This window comes from Streptomyces sp. NPDC031225, assembly GCF_055570355.1.
The window spans coordinates 61,880-79,458 of the sequence record NZ_JBVIHJ010000025.1; the positions used below are offsets into that span (position 1 = coordinate 61,880).

The 17,579-nt window shown below is 71.1% G+C and carries 13 protein-coding genes; 8 read left to right on the plus strand and 5 right to left on the minus strand.

Going from position 1 to position 17,579, the window contains the following annotated elements:
* The first annotated feature begins 134 nt into the window (after window positions 1–134).
* Window positions 135–1,250, plus strand: a complete 1,116-nt coding sequence (locus ACZ48Z_RS34520; RefSeq protein ID WP_468739846.1) for an acyltransferase family protein — start codon at window positions 135–137, stop codon at window positions 1,248–1,250.
* 94 nt (window positions 1,251–1,344) lie between these two features.
* Here ACZ48Z_RS34520 and ACZ48Z_RS34525 read toward each other — a convergent pair whose 3' ends face one another.
* The 4 genes from ACZ48Z_RS34525 to ACZ48Z_RS34540 all read right to left on the minus strand — a co-directional run bounded on the left by ACZ48Z_RS34525 (window position 1,345) and on the right by ACZ48Z_RS34540 (window position 7,816).
* A complete protein-coding gene (locus ACZ48Z_RS34525) occupies window positions 1,345–2,070 on the minus strand; it encodes a class I SAM-dependent methyltransferase (RefSeq protein WP_468739847.1) in 726 nt (241 codons plus the stop codon).
* 140 nt (window positions 2,071–2,210) lie between these two features.
* The gene (locus tag ACZ48Z_RS34530) at window positions 2,211–4,679 is read right to left on the minus strand and encodes an ATP-binding SpoIIE family protein phosphatase (protein WP_468739848.1); all 2,469 of its coding nucleotides are present in this window, start codon (window positions 4,677–4,679) and stop codon (window positions 2,211–2,213) included.
* A gap of 178 nt (window positions 4,680–4,857) precedes the next feature.
* Window positions 4,858–7,224, minus strand: a complete 2,367-nt coding sequence (locus ACZ48Z_RS34535) for an MFS transporter (RefSeq protein WP_468739849.1) — start codon at window positions 7,222–7,224, stop codon at window positions 4,858–4,860.
* Window positions 7,225–7,372: 148 nt separating this feature from the next.
* A complete protein-coding gene (locus ACZ48Z_RS34540) occupies window positions 7,373–7,816 on the minus strand; it encodes an SRPBCC family protein (protein WP_468739850.1) in 444 nt (147 codons plus the stop codon).
* Window positions 7,817–7,958: 142 nt separating this feature from the next.
* Here ACZ48Z_RS34540 and ACZ48Z_RS34545 point away from each other — a divergent pair, with 142 nt between their 5' ends.
* From ACZ48Z_RS34545 to ACZ48Z_RS34560, 4 genes are all read left to right on the plus strand, one after another.
* Window positions 7,959–8,990, plus strand: coding sequence for an Rv2578c family radical SAM protein (locus ACZ48Z_RS34545; protein ID WP_468739851.1), 1,032 nt, complete (start codon window positions 7,959–7,961; stop codon window positions 8,988–8,990).
* A 135-nt stretch (window positions 8,991–9,125) separates the two neighbouring features.
* Entirely contained in the window at window positions 9,126–10,703 is a 1,578-nt protein-coding gene (locus tag ACZ48Z_RS34550; RefSeq protein WP_468739852.1) for an alpha/beta hydrolase, read from the plus strand.
* Window positions 10,704–10,760: 57 nt separating this feature from the next.
* A complete protein-coding gene (locus ACZ48Z_RS34555; RefSeq protein ID WP_468739853.1) occupies window positions 10,761–11,159 on the plus strand; it encodes a RidA family protein in 399 nt (132 codons plus the stop codon).
* Window positions 11,160–11,200: 41 nt separating this feature from the next.
* Window positions 11,201–11,728 carry a GNAT family N-acetyltransferase gene (locus ACZ48Z_RS34560; RefSeq protein WP_468739854.1) on the plus strand — a complete coding sequence of 176 codons (528 nt, stop codon included), beginning with the start codon at window positions 11,201–11,203 and terminating at the stop codon, window positions 11,726–11,728.
* On the opposite strand, the gene ACZ48Z_RS34565 is transcribed toward ACZ48Z_RS34560, so the two are convergent.
* On the minus strand, window positions 11,718–12,308 hold the full coding sequence (locus tag ACZ48Z_RS34565) for an adenylosuccinate lyase (RefSeq protein WP_468739855.1): 591 nt from the start codon (window positions 12,306–12,308) through the stop codon (window positions 11,718–11,720). The genes ACZ48Z_RS34560 and ACZ48Z_RS34565 overlap by 11 nt on opposite strands.
* 382 nt (window positions 12,309–12,690) lie before the next feature.
* Between ACZ48Z_RS34565 and ACZ48Z_RS34570 the strand changes: the two genes are divergently transcribed.
* From ACZ48Z_RS34570 to ccrA, 3 genes are all read left to right on the plus strand, one after another.
* Entirely contained in the window at window positions 12,691–14,496 is a 1,806-nt protein-coding gene (locus tag ACZ48Z_RS34570; protein ID WP_468739856.1) for a 3-hydroxyacyl-CoA dehydrogenase family protein, read from the plus strand.
* A 142-nt stretch (window positions 14,497–14,638) separates the two neighbouring features.
* The gene (locus tag ACZ48Z_RS34575; protein ID WP_468739857.1) at window positions 14,639–15,466 is read left to right on the plus strand and encodes a TetR family transcriptional regulator; all 828 of its coding nucleotides are present in this window, start codon (window positions 14,639–14,641) and stop codon (window positions 15,464–15,466) included.
* A gap of 698 nt (window positions 15,467–16,164) precedes the next feature.
* Window positions 16,165–17,502 (plus strand): crotonyl-CoA carboxylase/reductase, encoded by a 1,338-nt coding sequence (gene ccrA / locus ACZ48Z_RS34580; RefSeq protein ID WP_468739925.1) that lies wholly within the window; start codon window positions 16,165–16,167, stop codon window positions 17,500–17,502.
* The last annotated feature ends 77 nt before the right edge of the window (window positions 17,503–17,579 follow it).

Genomic DNA, 17,579 nt, shown 5'->3' on the forward strand with positions numbered 1-17,579 from the left:
TACGCGTCGGAGAGGTTTACGTCGCCCGCACATGGTGAGGCGAGCAGAATGCCGCCCACCCCCGCCTCACAGCCAACTCATGGAAGACGCGTATCCTCCCTCGCGGGTTCCACAGGAGACGGACAGGGAGAAGCGTGAGCGACACCGCACGGCCCGCAGAGGCGGCACAACGGACGACCGCGGCCACCACGCCGGGGCCCCCGCCCGGACGTCCGAAGCAACGCGACGCGTTCTTCGACAACGCCAAGTACCTCGCGATCGTGCTGGTCGCGATGGGGCACGCCTGGGAACCCCTGCGCTCCGACAGCCGTGCGGTCACCGCGCTGTACACGGTCGTCTACGCCTTCCACATGCCGGCGTTCATCATCGTCTCGGGCTACTTCTCGCGCTCCTTCGACGCGAGCCCGGCGAAGATCAAGCGTCTGATCACCGGGGTCGTCGTCCCTTACGTCGTCTTCGAGACGGCGTACACCTTTTTCACCCGGTGGTCCGACGGTGTCCCGGATCGGGCGGTCAGCCTGCTGGACCCGCTGTATCTGACGTGGTTCCTGGCCGCGCTGTTCATCTGGCGGCTGACCACGCCGATCTGGCGGAGCGTGCGGTGGCCGCTGCCGATCGCCCTCGCGATCGCCGCGCTCGCCACCCTCAGCCCGTCCATCGGCCATGACCTCGACCTCCAGCGCACCCTGCAGTTCCTGCCGTACTTCGTGCTCGGTCTGTGTCTGCGCCCCGAGCACTTCTCGCTGGTGCGGCAGTGGCGGGTGCGGCTGGCGGCGGTGCCGGTGTTCGCGGCGGCGCTGGTGTTCTCGTACTGGGCGGTGCCGCGCATGGACTACGCGTGGTTCTTCCACCGCGACGCCGCCGAGCACTTCGGCGTGCCGGACTGGTACGGGCCGCTCATGACACTGGCCCTCTTCGGCTGCTCGCTGGTGCTGGTCGGCTGCTTCCTCTCCTGGGTGCCGGGGCGCCGGATGTGGTTCACGACGCTGGGCGCGGGCACGCTCTACGGCTATCTGCTGCACGGTTTCGTCGTCCAGGCCGGCAAGCACTGGGACTGGGCGGGTCACGCGTGGGCGCGCACCCCGCTCGGCGCGATCGCCGTCACTGTCGTCGCCGGCGTCGTCGTGACCGCCCTGTGCACCGCGCCCGTCCGGCGGGTCTTCCGGTGTGTGATGGAGCCGAGGATGGAGTGGGCGTTCCGAAGGACGTCGTCCGCCACCGGCGGGGTGCCCGCACAGGTGCGCCGATAGCCGATAGGGCGCGCGGGCCGAAGCTGGTGGGTCAGGTGGCCGCGGCGGAGCAGGGGGTGGCCGTCACAGGTGCTCCCCCGGCCCCGCCCGGGCGTCAGGCGGAGCGGCCCACCACCCACCACTTCGACGGCAGTTCGATCCGAGTGCCGTCGGCCCGGTACTCGGTGGTGACGAGCGGCAGTTCACCGCTCGCCACGACGGTGAGCCCGGCCGCTCCGAGGTACACCGGCACCGCGTCGTCGGCCACCTCACCGGGGGCGATGCCGTGCTGGAAGACGGGTGCCAGCTTCGCGGGCGGCCCGTCCGGGCTCTGCGCGAGGCCCATCAGGATGGGCTTGGCGGCCTCGGAGAGCTCGACGAGGAAGGCCCGGCCGCGCTCTCCGACGAGGGTGGCGACCCCGTCGACCATCTGCTGCCGGTCCTCGGGCGCGGCCTGGTGCAGTACGCCCCGCATATAGACGTTGGCGTCGCCGAGTTCGGCGTGCAGGTTCTCCGGCTCGCCCTTGTCCGAGGCGTCCAGCAGGCGGTACGTCACCTGCGCGTCGGGGTCGGCGTCACGCGCGTGGTCGAGGGCCGCGGCGGACAGGTCTACCCCGATCACCTGGGTGAAGTGGGCGGCGAGGAAACGGGCCTGGGTGCCGTTCCCGCAGCCCAGGTCCACCAGCGGCAGCCCGGGATCGACCAGCAGGGGCTCGAAGTGGGCGAGGTGGACACCAGAGGTCAACACCGGCTCCGCATCCCAGAACACGGCCCCCTGCCGCCCCGGAGCATCCCGCCAGAACCCCTCCCAGGACTCCCGGTAACGACTTGTCACGCTCATGCCCAACTCCCCAGGATACGAACACAACCCGCCAAAGTGACAGGCCAGTACGGTGTATCGCGCCGGGGTCACACGGACAAGCGCGTGGCGCAATCCTTCACGCCCAGTTCGAGAAACACGCACCCCGGCGGGGGCGCCGATCAGCGGCGGGGCAGGGTCAGTTCGAACCAGACGGTCTTCCCGGCCTTCGTACGGCTCGCACCCCACTCACGTGCCAGGGTGCTCACCACACGCAGCCCCCGCCCCTGCTCGTCGCCGGGGCCCGCGCTGAGCAGGGTGGGCAGGTCGTGGTCGTCGTCGTCCACCTCGCACAGCAAGGTGTCGCCCCGCACCAGCCGCAGTTCCACGGGCCGACTGTGCGAGTGCCGCACCGCGTTGGTCACCAGCTCGCTCACCAGGAGTTCCGCGGTCCCGGCCGGTTTCGCCAGCCCCCAGTCGTGCAGCTGCTCCCGCACCACCGCGCGGGCACGTCCCACCTCGGCCGGATCGAGCGAGATCCGCCACTCGGCCACGTCGTCCGGCTCGATGCCGTTGAGCCGGGCCATCAGAAGGGCCACGTCGTCCTTGCGGCCGCCCTCGGGGTTGAGCGCACGGATGATCGCGTCGCAGGCGTCGTCCATCGACACGGCCGGGTGCGCGGCCGACTCGGTGAGGGTCGCGAGCCCCACCCCGATGTCCTCGCCCCGCACCTCCACCAGCCCGTCGGTGCACATCAAGAGCCGGTCACCGGGCTCCACTCGTACGCGTACCGCCTCGAAGGGCACCCCACCGACGCCGATGGGCGCACCGGTGGGCAGGTCGAGCAGCTCGCTGCGCCCGTCACGGGCCCGCACGATCACCGGCGGGATGTGGCCCGCGTTGGCGAGGTGGAGTTCGCTCGCGATCGGGTCGTAGACGGCGTAGAGACAGGTCGCGAGGTAGGTGTCGCCGAGACGCTGGGCGAGGTCGTCGAGGTTGCGCAGCAGCTGCGCGGGCGGCAGGTCAAGCGCGGCCATGGTCTGCACGGCCGTACGCAACTGCCCCATCATGGCGGCCGAGTTGAGCCCGTGCCCCATGACGTCGCCGACCACCAGGGCGGTCCGCGCACCGGGCAGTTTGACCGCGTCGAACCAGTCGCCGCCGACGCGTCCCAGGAGCGTGCCCGGCAGATAGCGGGTGGCGATGTCGCAGCCCGCCACGCGCGGCGGGATGTGCGGCAGCATGCTGTCCTGGAGGGTCTCGGCGACGGACTCCTGGAAGGTGTACATGCGCGCGTTGTCGAGCACGAGGCCTGCTCGGGCGGCGAGTTCGGCGCCGGTGACCCGGTCCATGTCGTTGAACTCGACGCGCTCGGGGTGGCGCAGCAGGATCATGAAGCCGAGGACGACGTTACGGGCCTTGAGCGGTACGACCAGCATGGAGCGGCCGGTGATCAACGGCCGGATGTCGCGCTTCTCGAACTGCGAGGCGATCGCGTGCCCCATCTGCTCGCTGATGCGCGGCACGAGGACGGGTTCGCCGGTCGTCATGCACTGGAAGAACGGCGTGTGCGCGGGGAACGGCATGGCCTCCCCGACCGGCACGACGTCGTCCCAGCGGCCGGGTTCGTCGGTGTGTTCTAGGGCGACCCGGTGCCACATGGTGGTGGTGTCCGGCACGCCGTCGGGGAACCCCTCGCCGGCGACGACCTGTTCGCGCAGATAGGTGCCTGCGACGTCGGTGAAGCGGGGCACGACGGCCCTGCTGACCTCGACGATGGTCCGGGACAGGTCGAGGGAGGTGCCGATCTTTCCGCTGACCTCGTTGAGGAACTCCAGTCGCTCGCGCACGGCGACGTACTCGAGGTCCTCGCCCTCGTCCAGGTCGTCCTTCGGTACGGGCGCTCCCTGGGCGACCGCCCTGGCCGCCCGCTCACGGCGGGCCTTGCGCTCGGCACGGCGGGGAACGCCCCAGTCGGGGGTGACGGGCACCCGGTCGTTCTGGCTGAACTCCAGGACGGGATAGCCCAGTTCGAGGATCTGCGCGACGATGCGGGCGCTTTCGCCGACGCTCATGCTGGGCAGGATCTCGGGGAGCCGGCGGGCGAGTTCGTCGGCGCCCGGGAAGTCGGTGTGCAGGGCGAAGGCGGGCCCGATGCGCTCGAAGCCCGTGGCGCCCTCGTCCAGGTCGGGGTCCCGGTGGAGCCCGGCCGCGTCGGCGGCGAGGACCAGCAGGCGCTCCCGGCCGGGGCCCACCAGCGGGTAGGCCCACCACAGGACGTCGACGCGGTCGTCCCCGGGGACGGTCAGGCGGGCGCGTCCCGCGGCCGGGTAGGAGAGTCCGCCGTCGAGGGACGACTCCAGGTCGGGTCCGAGCCCGTCGTAGGCCGCGTGCCCGTCGTAGGACGCGGTGTCCTCGGCGTCGGGCAGCGCTCCGGAGACGGGCAGCAGGTCGACGGCCGTGCGGCCGATGGCCTCGTCCCGGTCGACGCCGAACAGCCGGCGGGCGCCGCGGCTCCAGTGGGACACCAGGCCGTCGCGGTCCACCACGACCACCGCCAGTGGGACACGGCCGGACGCGGCGGATCCGTCCGCCGCGCCGTTCCCAGCTCCGCGGCTGGGAGGCGTGCCCCTCTCGGTGCCATGGTCCATGGCCCAGGCCCTCTCTCCGCAAGATCTGTGCCGCCTGTTCCACCGTACGGCGCCGGTCGGTCACGGTGTGCCGCAATGCGTGAATTGGCCCGGACCGGCTCGCACCGGCGCGCGCCCCCGCTCCAGCCTGCCGTGCGGACGCCCCGGTCAGGGGCGTGGAGCGGCGTCTGACGGACTTTCAGTCCTCGTGCCCGAGCCGCAGATCCCGCTCCGTGCGGCCGCCTCCGGCCAGCTGGAGCACGGTGGCGACGGGCGGGTAGCCGGCGGCGATGACGGTGTACTCGCCCGAGGACAGGTCGGCGAAGCGGAAGGTGCCGTCGAGGCCGGTGGTGAGGGTGTGCACGACGTTGCCGGCCGGGTCCAGGAGCGTCACGCGCGCGTCCTCGACGGGACGGTCGCCGCCGGCCCGCACGGTGCCGCGCAGCACCGCGCCGCCGGTGAGTTCGACGTCCTGGCGGGTCTCCCGGGAGGCCCGGACGGTCACGGGGAGCGCGGTGGGGCGGAAGGCGGCCGCGCTCGCGGCGAGGGTGTACTCCCCGGCGACCAGTTCGGTGATGGCGAAGGCGCCCTCGGGTCCGCTGCGGGTGGTGGCCAGGACGTCGCCGTGCGCGTCGGTGAGGGTGACGGTGGCGCCCGGCACGGGGGTGCCGTCGGCGGTCCGCACCCTGCCCGCGAGCCGTCCGGCGCCGCCGAGGACGACGTCCAGTTCGACGGGGTGCTCGCCGATCGTCACCGACACGGCCTGCGGCTGGTGTCCGCCGGCGGCCGCGATCAGCACGTACGACCCGGAGCCGGGCGCCGGCAGCGTGTACCGCCCGTCCTCGCCGCTGGCACTGCGGCCGATCTGCACTCCGGCCACGTCGATGAGGGTGAGCGCGGCCCGGGGTACGACGGTCCCGTCGAAGTGCCGCACGGTGCCGCGGACGGGCGTCGTGGCCGCGTACGACGACCGGGCCTGCGGGATCGGGGTGTTCACCGGCGCGGTCTCCGTCTCGGGCGCGTTGTGGGCCACCAGCGGTTTCTCCTTGAGGAAGAAGGCGATGAACAGGCCGAGGACGAGCACCGGGACGAGGTAGAGGAAGATCCCCGGCATGGCGTCGGCGTAGGCCCGGACGTAGCCGTCGCGCAGCGCCGGGGGCAGGGTGCGGACGAGCTGCGGGGTGATGGCCTCGGGGTCGGGCAGTCCGGCGGCGGCGGGCAGTCGGTCGGTGAGCGCGTGGGCGAGCCGGTCGGCGAACAGGGTGCCGAAGACCGCCGCTCCCACGCTGCCGCCGATCTGCCGGAAGTAGGTGTTGGCACTGGTGGCGGTGCCGAGGTCGGCGGGGTGCACGGAGTTCTGCACGGCGAGGACGAGGACCGGCATCACCATGCCGATCCCGGCGCCGAGGACGGCCATCCAGACGCTGTAGTGCAGGCGGGGCGTGTCGGCGTCGAGGTGGGACAGCAGCCACATGCCGACGACGGCGAGGGCGCTGCCGAGGACCGGCCAGATCTTGTAGCGGCCGGTGTGGCTGATGAGCTGTCCGGCGACGACGGAGGCGCCGACGATCCCGGCCATCATGGGCAGCATCAGCAGCCCGGACTCGGTGGCGCTCGCGCCGTCGACCATCTGGAGGAAGGTCGGCAGATAGCCGGCCGCCCCGAAGAGCGCGACCCCGATCACCAGGCCCACCAGGGCGGTGACGTCGAAGACGGAGTCCCTGAACAGCCGGAGCGGGATGAGGGGTTCGGCGGCGAAGTGCTCGGCGACCAGGAAGAGTGCGGCGGATACGGCCGCCCCGGCGCCCAGGCCGAGGACGACCCGGGAGTCCCAGGCGTACTCGGTGCCGCCCCAGCTGGTCAGCAGGACCAGGCAGGTGGAGGCCGCGGCGAGCAGCAGCGCGCCGAGGACGTCGAACCGGGGCTTGGCCGTGGGCCTGGGGAGTTTCAGTACGGCGGTGACGACCGCCAGGGTCAGCAGGCCGAAGGGCACGTTGACGTAGAAGCACCAGCGCCAGGAGAGGTGGTCCGTGAAGTAGCCGCCCAGCAACGGGCCGGCGACGGAGGCGAGTCCGAAGGCGGCGCCGATCAGGCCCATGTAGCGACCGCGCTGCCGGGGCGGCACGATGTCGGCGATGATCGCCTGCACGCCGATCATGAGGCCGCCCGCGCCGACGCCCTGGACCGCGCGGAAGGCGATCAGCTGGTCCATGGTCCGGGCCCGTCCGGCCAGCGCGGAGCCGATGACGAAGACGACGATCGCGAACTGGAAGACGCCCTTGCGGCCGAGCAGGTCGCCGAGTTTGCCGTAGACCGGCAGTCCGATCGTGGCGGTGAGGAGGTAGGCGGTGATCGCCCAGGACATCCTGTCCAGGCCGTGCAGTTCACCGACGATCCTGGGGAGTGCGGTGGCGACGATCATCTGCTCCAGCGCGGCGAGAAGCAGCGCGAGCATCAGCCCGAAGAAGATCAACCGCACCCGGCGTGGGCCGAGTTCGACGGTGGGGGCGGGGGCCTCCGGGGGCGCTTCGGCCCGTTCCTCGTACACCGGAGCCGTCACGCCCACGTCCCGCTCCCCTCGTCGCACCTGCCACGCATTTCCCGCATAAGGCGACAACTACGAGCAAGCGCGACGAGTTACGGCACACCGGTGGGTCGTACGGAGATCCACTCGATCCGGTGACCGGGAGCAACGTCCGCCGGGCGGCGGGGACTTACTTCTCGACCTCGGTGGCGAGCCGGTCGAGGAGGGTGTCGTAGATCCGGCCGAGACCCTTGGGTGCGAAGGTCCGCTCGAAGAAGCCGCCGATGCCGCCGGCACCGTCCCAGGTGGTGGTCACGACGACCCGGGACTTGCCCTCGCCGGCCGGGGTGACCCGCCAGGTGGTGACCATGGAGGAGTTGCGGTCCTTCTCGACGAGCTCGCCGTCGGTGGGCTCGGTGACCTCCAGGAGGCAGTCGCGCACGCGCTTGCTGGTGGCCTGGAGCTTCCAGTGGACGAGGGTGCCCTCGCCGTCGCCGCCCTCGCGCACCTCGTACTCGCTGAACTGCTCGGGCATCACCTTCGCGCGCGTGCCGTTGTAGTCGGCGACGGCGTCGAACACCTTCTCCGCGTCCGCCGCGACGATCCGCTCCGTAGTGGCCTCGACCTGCGCCATCGACTTCCTCCAGGACTTCGGGTTCTCGGGTTCTCCGGCTGGGGGCAAGCCAACCACCCCCGCCCGCAGGCCCCCAAATCGGGGTTGCACAAGAATTCGAACAAGTGTTTCACTCGAAGGGCAGTGCTACCGAGGAGGCCTCATGCGCTGGGAGAACCTCACCGGCTCCGCCGAACACGGACGGGCCGACGCCGCCCTGTTCGGCGCCGACGCGGTGGTCAGCCGTACCTTCGACACACCCGAGTTCGCCGGGATCACGTTCCACGAGATCCGGGCCCGTTCGATCATCAACCGGGTGCCGGGCGCCTCCCGCATGCCCTTCGAGTGGACCGTGAACCCCTACCGGGGCTGCACGCACGCGTGCGTGTACTGCTTCGCCCGCAAGACGCACAGCTACCTTGACCTGGACACGGGGATCGACTTCGACTCGCAGATCGTGGTCAAGGTGAACGCGCCGGAGCTGCTGCGCCGCCAGCTGGGTTCGCGCCGCTGGACCGGTGAGCACATAGCGATGGGCACCAACGTCGACTGCTACCAGCGCGCGGAGGGCCGCTACCGGCTGATGCCGGGCATCCTCGCCGCCCTGCGCGACCACGCGAACCCCTTCTCGATCCTGACGAAGGGCACGCTGATCCTGCGCGACCTGGACCTGCTGAAGCAGGCAGCCGAGGTGACGGACGTCGGCATCTCCGTCTCGGTCGGCTTCACCGACCCCGAGCTGTGGCGCACCGTCGAGCCGGGCACACCCGCTCCGGAGCGGCGTCTGGAAGCGGTGCGGACGCTGGCCGAGCACGGCATCGGATGCGGGGTCCTGATGGCGCCGGTGATCCCGTTCCTGAGCGACAACCCGGCACAGCTGCGGGCCACCGTGCGCGCGATCGCCGCCGCGGGGGCCACCTCCGTGACCCCGCTGGTGCTGCATCTGCGGCCGGGCGCCCGGGAGTGGTTCATGGCCTGGCTGGACCGGGCGCACCCGCATCTGGTGCGCCGCTACGAGCGGCTGTACGCGGAGGGCACCTACGCCCCGAAGTGGTACCAGCGCCGGATCACCCGTCAGGTCCACGAACTGGCCCAGGAGTACGGCATCGGACCCGCGGGCGCGGGGATGCCGCGGCGGATCCGGGAGCCGGAGGCCGAGCCGATGTCCGAACCGACCCAACTCACGTTGATCTGAGAGCGTTCGAGCGCATCGGACGGCCCAATCGGGTCAAGTATTGTCAGAACAGGTTCTTCCGGACGTGCTTTCCGGGACGATGCCGCGTGGGCCGTGACCCTCGCGGCCCGAATCCCTCCGTCCTGGGAGGACTTCATGAGAAAACGCGCAGCCGTCCTGTGCGGTGCCGCGGTCGTCATGGCCGGAGCCCTCACCGCCGTCCCCGCCGACGCCGGCACCACACAGGCCGCCCACTCCGCCTCAGCCGCGCGACTCGCCTGGAAGAAGTGCGGCACCACCAACTACCCGACCCTTCAGTGCGCGTCCCTCGAAGTGCCGCTCGACCACGCGAGCCCGCGCGGGAAACAGATCACCCTCGCGCTGTCCCGCGTCCCGCACACCGCGAAGAAGTACCAGGGCCCGCTGCTGGTCAACCCCGGCGGCCCCGGCGGCAGCGGTCTGACCTTCGCCGGGTTCATCGCCTCCGGCCTGCCCAAGGCCGTCGCGGCCCGGTACGACGTCATCGGCTTCGACCCTCGCGGTGTGGGCAGGAGCAAGCCCGCCCTCGACTGCAAGCCGGGCCACTTCAACCCGGTGCGCCCGGACTCCGTGCCGAGCACCCCCGCAATCGAGAAGGCCAACCTCAAGCGCGCCCAGTCCTTCGCCGCCGCCTGCGGCCGCAAGTACGCGAGCGTGCTGCCGTACATCGACACCATCAGCGCCGTGCGGGACATGGACTCGATCCGCCGGGCGCTCGGCGCCGAGAAGATCAACTACTTCGGCTACTCGTACGGCACCTATCTGGGCGCGGTCTACGCCAAGCTCTTCCCGCACCAGGTGCGCCGCCTGGTCCTGGACTCGATCGTCGACCCGACCGGCGTCTGGTACGACGACAACCTCGCCCAGGACTACGCCTTCAACGACCGGCACCGCGCGCTCATGGCCTGGATCGCCAAGTACGACGCGACGTACAAGCTCGGCACCGATCCGGAGAAAATCGAGGCCAAGTGGTACGCGATGCGGGCGGCCCTGGCCAAGAAGCCCGCGGGCGGCAAGGTCGGCCCCTCGGAGCTGGAGGACACCTACATCCCCGGCGGCTACTACAACGGCTACTGGCCCTATCTCGCCGAGGCGTTCTCGGCGTACGTGAACGGCAAGAACGCCGACCCGCTCGTCGAGGCGTACGAGAACTTCGGCGCCGTCGACGCGTCCGGGGACAACGGCTACAGCGTCTACACGTCCGTGCAGTGCCGTGACGCCGCCTGGCCGCGCGACTGGAACCAGTGGCACAAGGACAACTGGGCCGTGTACAAGGAGGCCCCGTTCATGACCTGGAGCAACGCCTGGTACAACGCGCCGTGCGCGTTCTGGCCCACGGACACGCTCGACCCGGTGAACATCGCCAACGGCAAGCTGCCGCCGGCGCTGCTCTTCCAGGCGACGAACGACGCGGCCACCCCGTACCAGGGCGGCGCGACGGTCCACCGCCTGCTGGCCGGCTCCAGCCTGGTCGTCGAGCAGGGCGGCGGGAACCACGGCATCACGCTGAGCGGGAACACGTGCCTGGACAAGTACCTGGCCGCGTATCTGACCGACGGCACTGTGCCCCGCGGCCACGGCGAGGCCGACGCGGTGTGCAAGGCGATGCCCGATCCCAAGCCGCTGAGTTCCAAGGCCGCGTCCACGTCCTCGCGCGGCTCGGCCCTGCACGGGCTGCTCGGCTTCCGCAGCTGAGCGCCTGAGGCTCCGTCGGGGACGGGCGTTGTCAGTGCCGTGGTCCACCATGGACGCATGAGTGAGCTGACCAGGATTCCCGCCCCCGCCGGGGTCGCCCCCGCGGCCCAGTACTCCCACGTGGTGCTGGGCCGCGGGCGTTTCGTCGCAGTGTCGGGCCAGGTCGCCCTCGACGAGGACGGCAGGCTCGTCGGCGAGGGCGACGCCGCCGCCCAGGCCCGCCAGGTCTTCGAGAACCTCCGCCGCTGCCTGACCGCCGCCGGAGCGGACTTCGGCGACGTCGTCAAACTCACCTTCTTCGTCACGGACATGGCCCACATGCCGGCGATCCGGGCGGCCCGCGCCGAGCACATACCCGACGACCGCTTGCCCGCGGCCTCCGCCGTGCAGGTCGCCGGGCTGGTGCGGCCGGAGTTCCTGATGGAGATCGAGGCGTTCGCGGTGATCGGCGGGTAATTCGGAGGCCTCCTGGGGCGGACGCTGCCTAGGGTTCCGACATGGACGCCCCTCTCCTCATCCGCGAGATGACCCTCGACGACTGCGACCGTGTCTCGGAGATCCGGATCGGGGGCTGGCAGAGCGGGTACCGCGGCCTCATGCCCCAGCCGTTCCTCGACGCGCTGAGCGTGCCGGCGGACGCCGAGCGCCGCCGCGCCCGTTTCGGACAGGGCGGCGGCCGCGTGGTGGATCTGGTCGCCGAACGGGACGGCGAGATTCTCGGCTGGGCCTGCCACGGCCCCTACCGGGACGGTGAACTGCGCACCGAGGACGCCGAGTTGTACGCGATCTACGTCGACGCACAGCGGTTCGGGACCGGCATCGGACGCGCCCTGCTCCAGGAGTCCGTACGCCGCACCTCGGCCGCCGGGCACCCCCGCATGCTCCTGTGGGTCCTCAAGGGCAACACGCGCGCCCGGCGCTTCTACGAACGCCAGGGCTTCGCGGCAGACGGCGCCGAGGAGCCCTTCGAGGTGGACGGCGTTCCGGTGCCGGAGGTGCGGTACACCAAGGCGCTCACTCCCTGACCTCGCGCCGCGGCCGCGGGATCCTCGCCAGCGCCCGCACCGCCTCCTCCGCGAGCGAGGGATGCGCGAGTGCCTCGTTCAGTACGGGCCGGGCCCGGGCGTCGGCCAGGGCGCCGAGGCCCTCCACGCAGGCGAGTGCCACGCGGCGGTACGGGTCGTGCGGGCGCAGCCGGCGTTCCAGCGTGGTGATCAGGGCGGGCACCGACTCGGGGGCGCGCAGTTCGGCCAGCAGCCGGACCGGATGCAGGGCGTAGGCGACCCGGAGTTCGTTGGTGGCCAGGGTGGCGGCAGCGCGGGCCGTGCGCGGGTCTCCCAGCCGGGCGAGGGCGTAGGCGGCGGTGGCACAGCGCGGCGGGTCGCGGTGGTTCAGCAGCAGGACGAGTGCCTCGAAGGCCCGGCGGTCCCCCGCGAGCCCGAGCCGGAACGCGGCCAACTCCCGGGCCCACAAAGGTTGTCCGGGCTCGGTGAGCACTCCGGCCAGCTCATCGCGGTCCTCGGTGTCCACAAGTCGCTCGTAGGCGGCCGATGCTCCCGACTCCTGCCGTAAGCGCTCCGTGAGCGATCGCAACTCTTCGTCCATGAACCCGAGGTTAGGGGGCTCGCCGGGGGCGCGGGACGTACATCACAAATCCGGGGGCTGGCGCGCTCGTTACCCACCGGTTAAGCTCAGACGAGCGAGTTACCCACTCGTGGAACTCCTTGCGGTGGCCTGGTGACGCAGCCGCCGCGAGAGCTGTCGGTTCGGTGCCTCAGGTACCGCAGTACTCAGTGCGACCCGGCTTGGGACAGGGCCGGTCGGCTTCCACCGTTCTCCGGGCGTGTGCACGCCCGCGACGACGGCCCGGGCGTGTGCGCCAGCAGCCCGGCACCACCCGCATTCCGCAGTTCCTCACGCACCCGGTGCGCCTGTCGGCGTACCGGGTCGCGTTCCCAGTCGTCACCCTCATTCCTGGAGTTCCGCGATGGCCACTCCCCTGTCCGACCCCTCTTCGTCCCCGCTCCAGACGATCGCCGTCGTCGGCCTCGGCACCATGGGCACCGGCATCGCCGAGGTCCTCGCCAAGGCCGGCCGCGAGGTCGTCGGCATCGACGTCGGTGAGGCGCAGACCGCCAGGGCCGTCGAGGCCCTGGAGACCGCGACCGCCCGTGCCGTGGAGCGCGGCCGGCTCACCGAGCAGGAGCGCGCCGACGTCCTCGCCCGCTTCCGCACCTCCACCGACCTGCGGGCCGCGGCCGACGCCGACCTCGTCATCGAGGTGGTCCCGGAGTCGTACGAGATCAAGCACCAGATCTTCCGTGAGCTCGACGGGATCGTGCGCCCCGAGACGATCCTCGCGACCGGCACCAACGCCCTGTCCGTGACCCGGCTGGCCGCCGACTCGGCCCGCCCCGAGCGCGTGCTCGGCCTGCACTTCTTCAACCCGGCGCCCGCGATGAAGCTCGTCGAGGTCGTCTCCTCGGTGCTCACCGCGCCGACGGCCGTCACCGCGGTCACCAACCTCGCCCTCGACCTCGGCAAGGAGCCCGTCGCGGTCGGCGACCGGCCCGGTTTCGTCGCCGACGGGCTGCTGTTCGGCTACCTCAACCAGGCAGCCGCCATGTACGAGGCGAAGTACGCCTCCCGCGAGGACATCGACGCCGCGATGCGGCTCGGCTGCGGCCTGCCCATGGGCCCCCTCGCCCTGCTGGACCTGATCGGCGTCGACACCGCCCGCACGGTCCTCGACGCCATGTACGCCGAGTCCCACGACCGGCTGCACGCCCCCGCCCCGATCCTCAAGCAGCTCAGCGAGGCGGGCCTGACCGGCCGTAAGTCGGGACGCGGCTTCTACACCTACGACGCTCCGGGCAGCGCGACGGTGGTGCGGGACGCGCTGACGCCCCTGGAGAGTGCCGCGCGGGTCCCGGGCCGCGAGGTCCGCTCCGTCGGGGTCGCGGGCTCCGGGACCATGGCGTCCGGCATCGCCGAGGTGTTCGCCAAGGCCGGGTACGAGGTCGTCCTCGCCGCCCGCAGTGAGGAGAAGGCGCAGACGGCGAAGGCCCGGATCGGCAAGTCCCTTTCCCGCTCTGTCGACAAGGGCCGGATGACCGCCGAGGCGGCCGCTCAGACCCTGGACCGCATCACCGCGGCGGGCTCCTACGAGGCCTTCGCCGACGTCGACCTGGCGGTCGAGGCCGTCGCCGAGGACCTGGAGGTCAAGCAGCAGCTCTTCCAGGCGCTGGACAAGGTCTGCAAGCCGGGCGCCGTCCTGGCCACCACGACCTCCTCGCTGCCCGTCGTCGCCTGCGCCCGCGCCACCTCGCGCCCGCAGGACGTGATCGGCATGCACTTCTTCAACCCGGCGCCCGCGATGAAGCTGGTCGAGGTCGTCCGTACGGTCCTGACGGCCGACGACGTCCACGCGACGGTCCGCGAGGTCTGCGTCCGGATCAAGAAGCACGCGGTGGACTGCGGGGACCGGGCGGGCTTCATCGTGAACGCCCTGCTGTTCCCGTACCTCAACAACGCGATCAAGATGGTCCAGGAGCACTACGCGTCCCTCGACGACATCGACGCGGCGATGAAGCTGGGCGGCGGCTACCCGATGGGCCCCTTCGAGCTCCTGGACGTGGTCGGCCTCGATGTCTCGCTCGCGATCGAGAAGGTCCTGCACCGGGAGTTCCGCGACCCGGGCCTGGCACCGGCGCCGCTCCTGGAGCACCTGGTGGCCGCGGGCTGCCTCGGCCGCAAGACCGGCCGTGGCTTCCGCGAATATGCCCGGCGCTGAGCGTCCCGGCGACTGGTTCACCGACGGTGAGGACTGGGGCGGACTGCTCGACCCGGGCAGTCATCCCCCGCTGACAGGAGCCGGCATATGCCCGCCGGTCCCGCGCGGGGGAACCCCCGGACACGCGCACCAACCTGCGCACATGCAGTACGTTCGGGTCATGCCCCAGCCCGCCAGGTCCTCCCGTACACCAGCCACGCCCGACGCGCCGGAAAGTGCGGCAGGCAGCCGCGCGGCCGCCCAGCGGCTCAAGATGCGCCGAGAACTGGCGGCAGCCGCGATGGAGCTGTTCTCCACCAAGGGGTACGAGGCGACCACCGTCGACGAGATCGCGGCCGCTGCAGGGGTCGCCCGTCGCACCTTCTTCCGCCACTTCCGCTCCAAGGAAGAGGCGATCTTCCCCGACCACGACGACACCCTGATCCGGGCCGAGGCGGTGCTCAACGCGGCCCCCGCGCACGAGCATCCGCTCGACACGGTGTGCCGCGGCATCAAGGAAGTCATGAAGATGTACGCGGGCCGTCCGGAGATCTCGGTCGCCCGCTACAAGCTGACGCGCGAGGTGCCGACACTGCGGGAGGCCGAGATCGCGTCGGTGGCCCGCTACGAGCGGCTCTTCACGCGGTACCTGCTGGGGCATTTCGACGAGCACGCGCACGACGACGAGGCGAACGACGATCCGCTGCTGGCGGAGGTCGCCGCGTCGGCCGTGGTCACCGCCCACAACCATGTGCTGCGGCGGTGGCTCCGGGCCGGCGGGCAGGGGGACGTGGAAAGCCAGTTGGACCACGCCTTCGCGATCGTCCAGAAGACGTTCGGGAGGGGGATCGGGGCGGGCCGGGACGCGTCGCCGCGCCCGGCACCGGCTTCGGTGGCCTCTCAGGGCGAGGTTCTGGTGACGGTTGCCCGCACGGATGCGCCGCTCGACGAAGTGATGCGGGCCATCGAGCAGGCCCTCAAGGAGCGGTGACGGTTCTCGCGCCTTGCCGGTGAGAACCCGGCCGCCCGCTCCGGGCCCGCCTCCGGCGCCACCGACCCGGTGATCAGCCGTCCCGGCGCAGCCGCTCGGTGAGCGTGGCGACGAACCGGCCGGGGCCAGCGACCATGGGCGCTCGACAAGGAACCCGCCCCGGGCGGCAGGTCCCGGCGTCGGCCCCGCCCCGGCGACGACGACGGGCCCCCTCGGCAGAGCACCGCGCGGTGCGCCGAGCCTGCCGAAGCCCGCGAGTCCGTGCCGCGCGCCTCGTAGGACGCGCAGGCGAACAGGAAGCGCACCTCCGTGCCGCGCGGCCCAGGCCGCCACGTCCGCGACGTCCGCCAGGTGACCGATAGCGCCCGATTGATGCCTACTCACCGGTAGCTTTGATCGATCATCGCTCATTTGTTACGTAAAGATTTCATCTGAGAGCAATCTCTGGCACTCAGTGCCTTGCACGGTGGCACGCGGTGTCTTACTTTGAAGGAGTCCGGGCGGCCGGCGTGCAGCGACCTTTCGCACGTCGGCTGTCCCAGCAACTCATCGAGCTGCTCGCCCGGACGCCTGCGTCACAGGCAACCTCCCGCGCCACAAAGCGCTGCCGAGCAAGAACACCGCCGAACCGACGGCACCGACGTAACCCTCAGCGTCCCTCCCTCAGGACGCGTATCGCCGGAGGCAACACCGTGACCGTGAAGGACATCCTGGACGCGATCCAGTCGCCGGACTCGACTCCGGCCGACTTCGCCGCTCTGCCGCTCCCCGAGTCGTACCGCGCGATCACCGTGCACAAGGACGAGACGGAGATGTTCGCGGGCCTTGAGACCCGCGACAAGGACCCGCGCAAGTCGATCCACCTCGACGAGGTCGCCCTGCCCGAGCTGGGCCCGGGCGAGGCCCTGGTCGCCGTCATGGCGTCGAGCGTCAACTACAACTCCGTGTGGACGTCGATCTTCGAGCCCCTGTCGACGTTCGGGTTCCTGGAGCGCTACGGCAAGCTCTCCGAGCTGACCAAGCGCCACGACCTGCCGTACCACATCATCGGCTCCGACCTCGCGGGCGTCGTCCTGCGCACCGGCCCGGGCGTCAACGCCTGGCGGCCCGGTGACGAGGTCGTCGCGCACTGCCTGAGCGTGGAGCTGGAGTCCTCGGACGGCCACAACGACACGATGCTCGACCCCGAGCAGCGGATCTGGGGCTTCGAGACCAACTTCGGCGGCCTGGCAGAGATCGCACTTGTCAAGTCCAACCAGCTGATGCCGAAGCCGGATCACCTGAGCTGGGAGGAGGCCGCCGCCCCCGGGCTCGTGAACTCCACCGCCTACCGGCAGCTGGTCTCCCGCAACGGTGCCGGCATGAAGCAGGGCGACAACGTCCTGATCTGGGGCGCGAGCGGCGGGCTCGGCTCGTACGCCACCCAGTTCGCGCTGGCCGGCGGCGCCAACCCGATCTGTGTCGTCTCCTCGCCCCAGAAGGCGGACATCTGCCGGGCGATGGGCGCCGAGGCGATCATCGACCGCAATGCCGAGGACTACAAGTTCTGGAAGAACGAGCACGAGCAGGACCCGCGGGAGTGGAAGCGCTTCGGCAAGCGCATCCGTGAGCTCACCGGCGGCGAGGACGTGGACATCGTCTTCGAGCACCCCGGCCGCGAGACCTTCGGCGCCTCGGTCTACGTCACGCGCAAGGGCGGCACCATCGTCACCTGCGCCTCCACCTCGGGCTTCAACCACGAGTACGACAACCGCTACCTGTGGATGTCCCTGAAGCGGATCATCGGCTCGCACTTCGCCAACTACCGCGAGGCCTGGGAGGCCAACCGGCTCATCGCGAAGGGCAAGATCCACCCGACTCTGTCCAAGGTCTACTCCCTGGAGGAGACCGGACAGGCCGCCTACGACGTGCACCGCAACCTCCACCAGGGCAAGGTCGGCGTCCTGTGCCTCGCCCCCGAGGAAGGCCTGGGTGTGCGCGACGAGGAGATGCGCGCCAAGCACATCGACGGCATCAACCGCTTCCGCAACATCTGAGACACCCGGGGTCATAGATGACAGAGCGTCAGAACGCCGACGGGGCAAGGGAGCCCGCGTCTGCGGCGCAGTGCGCG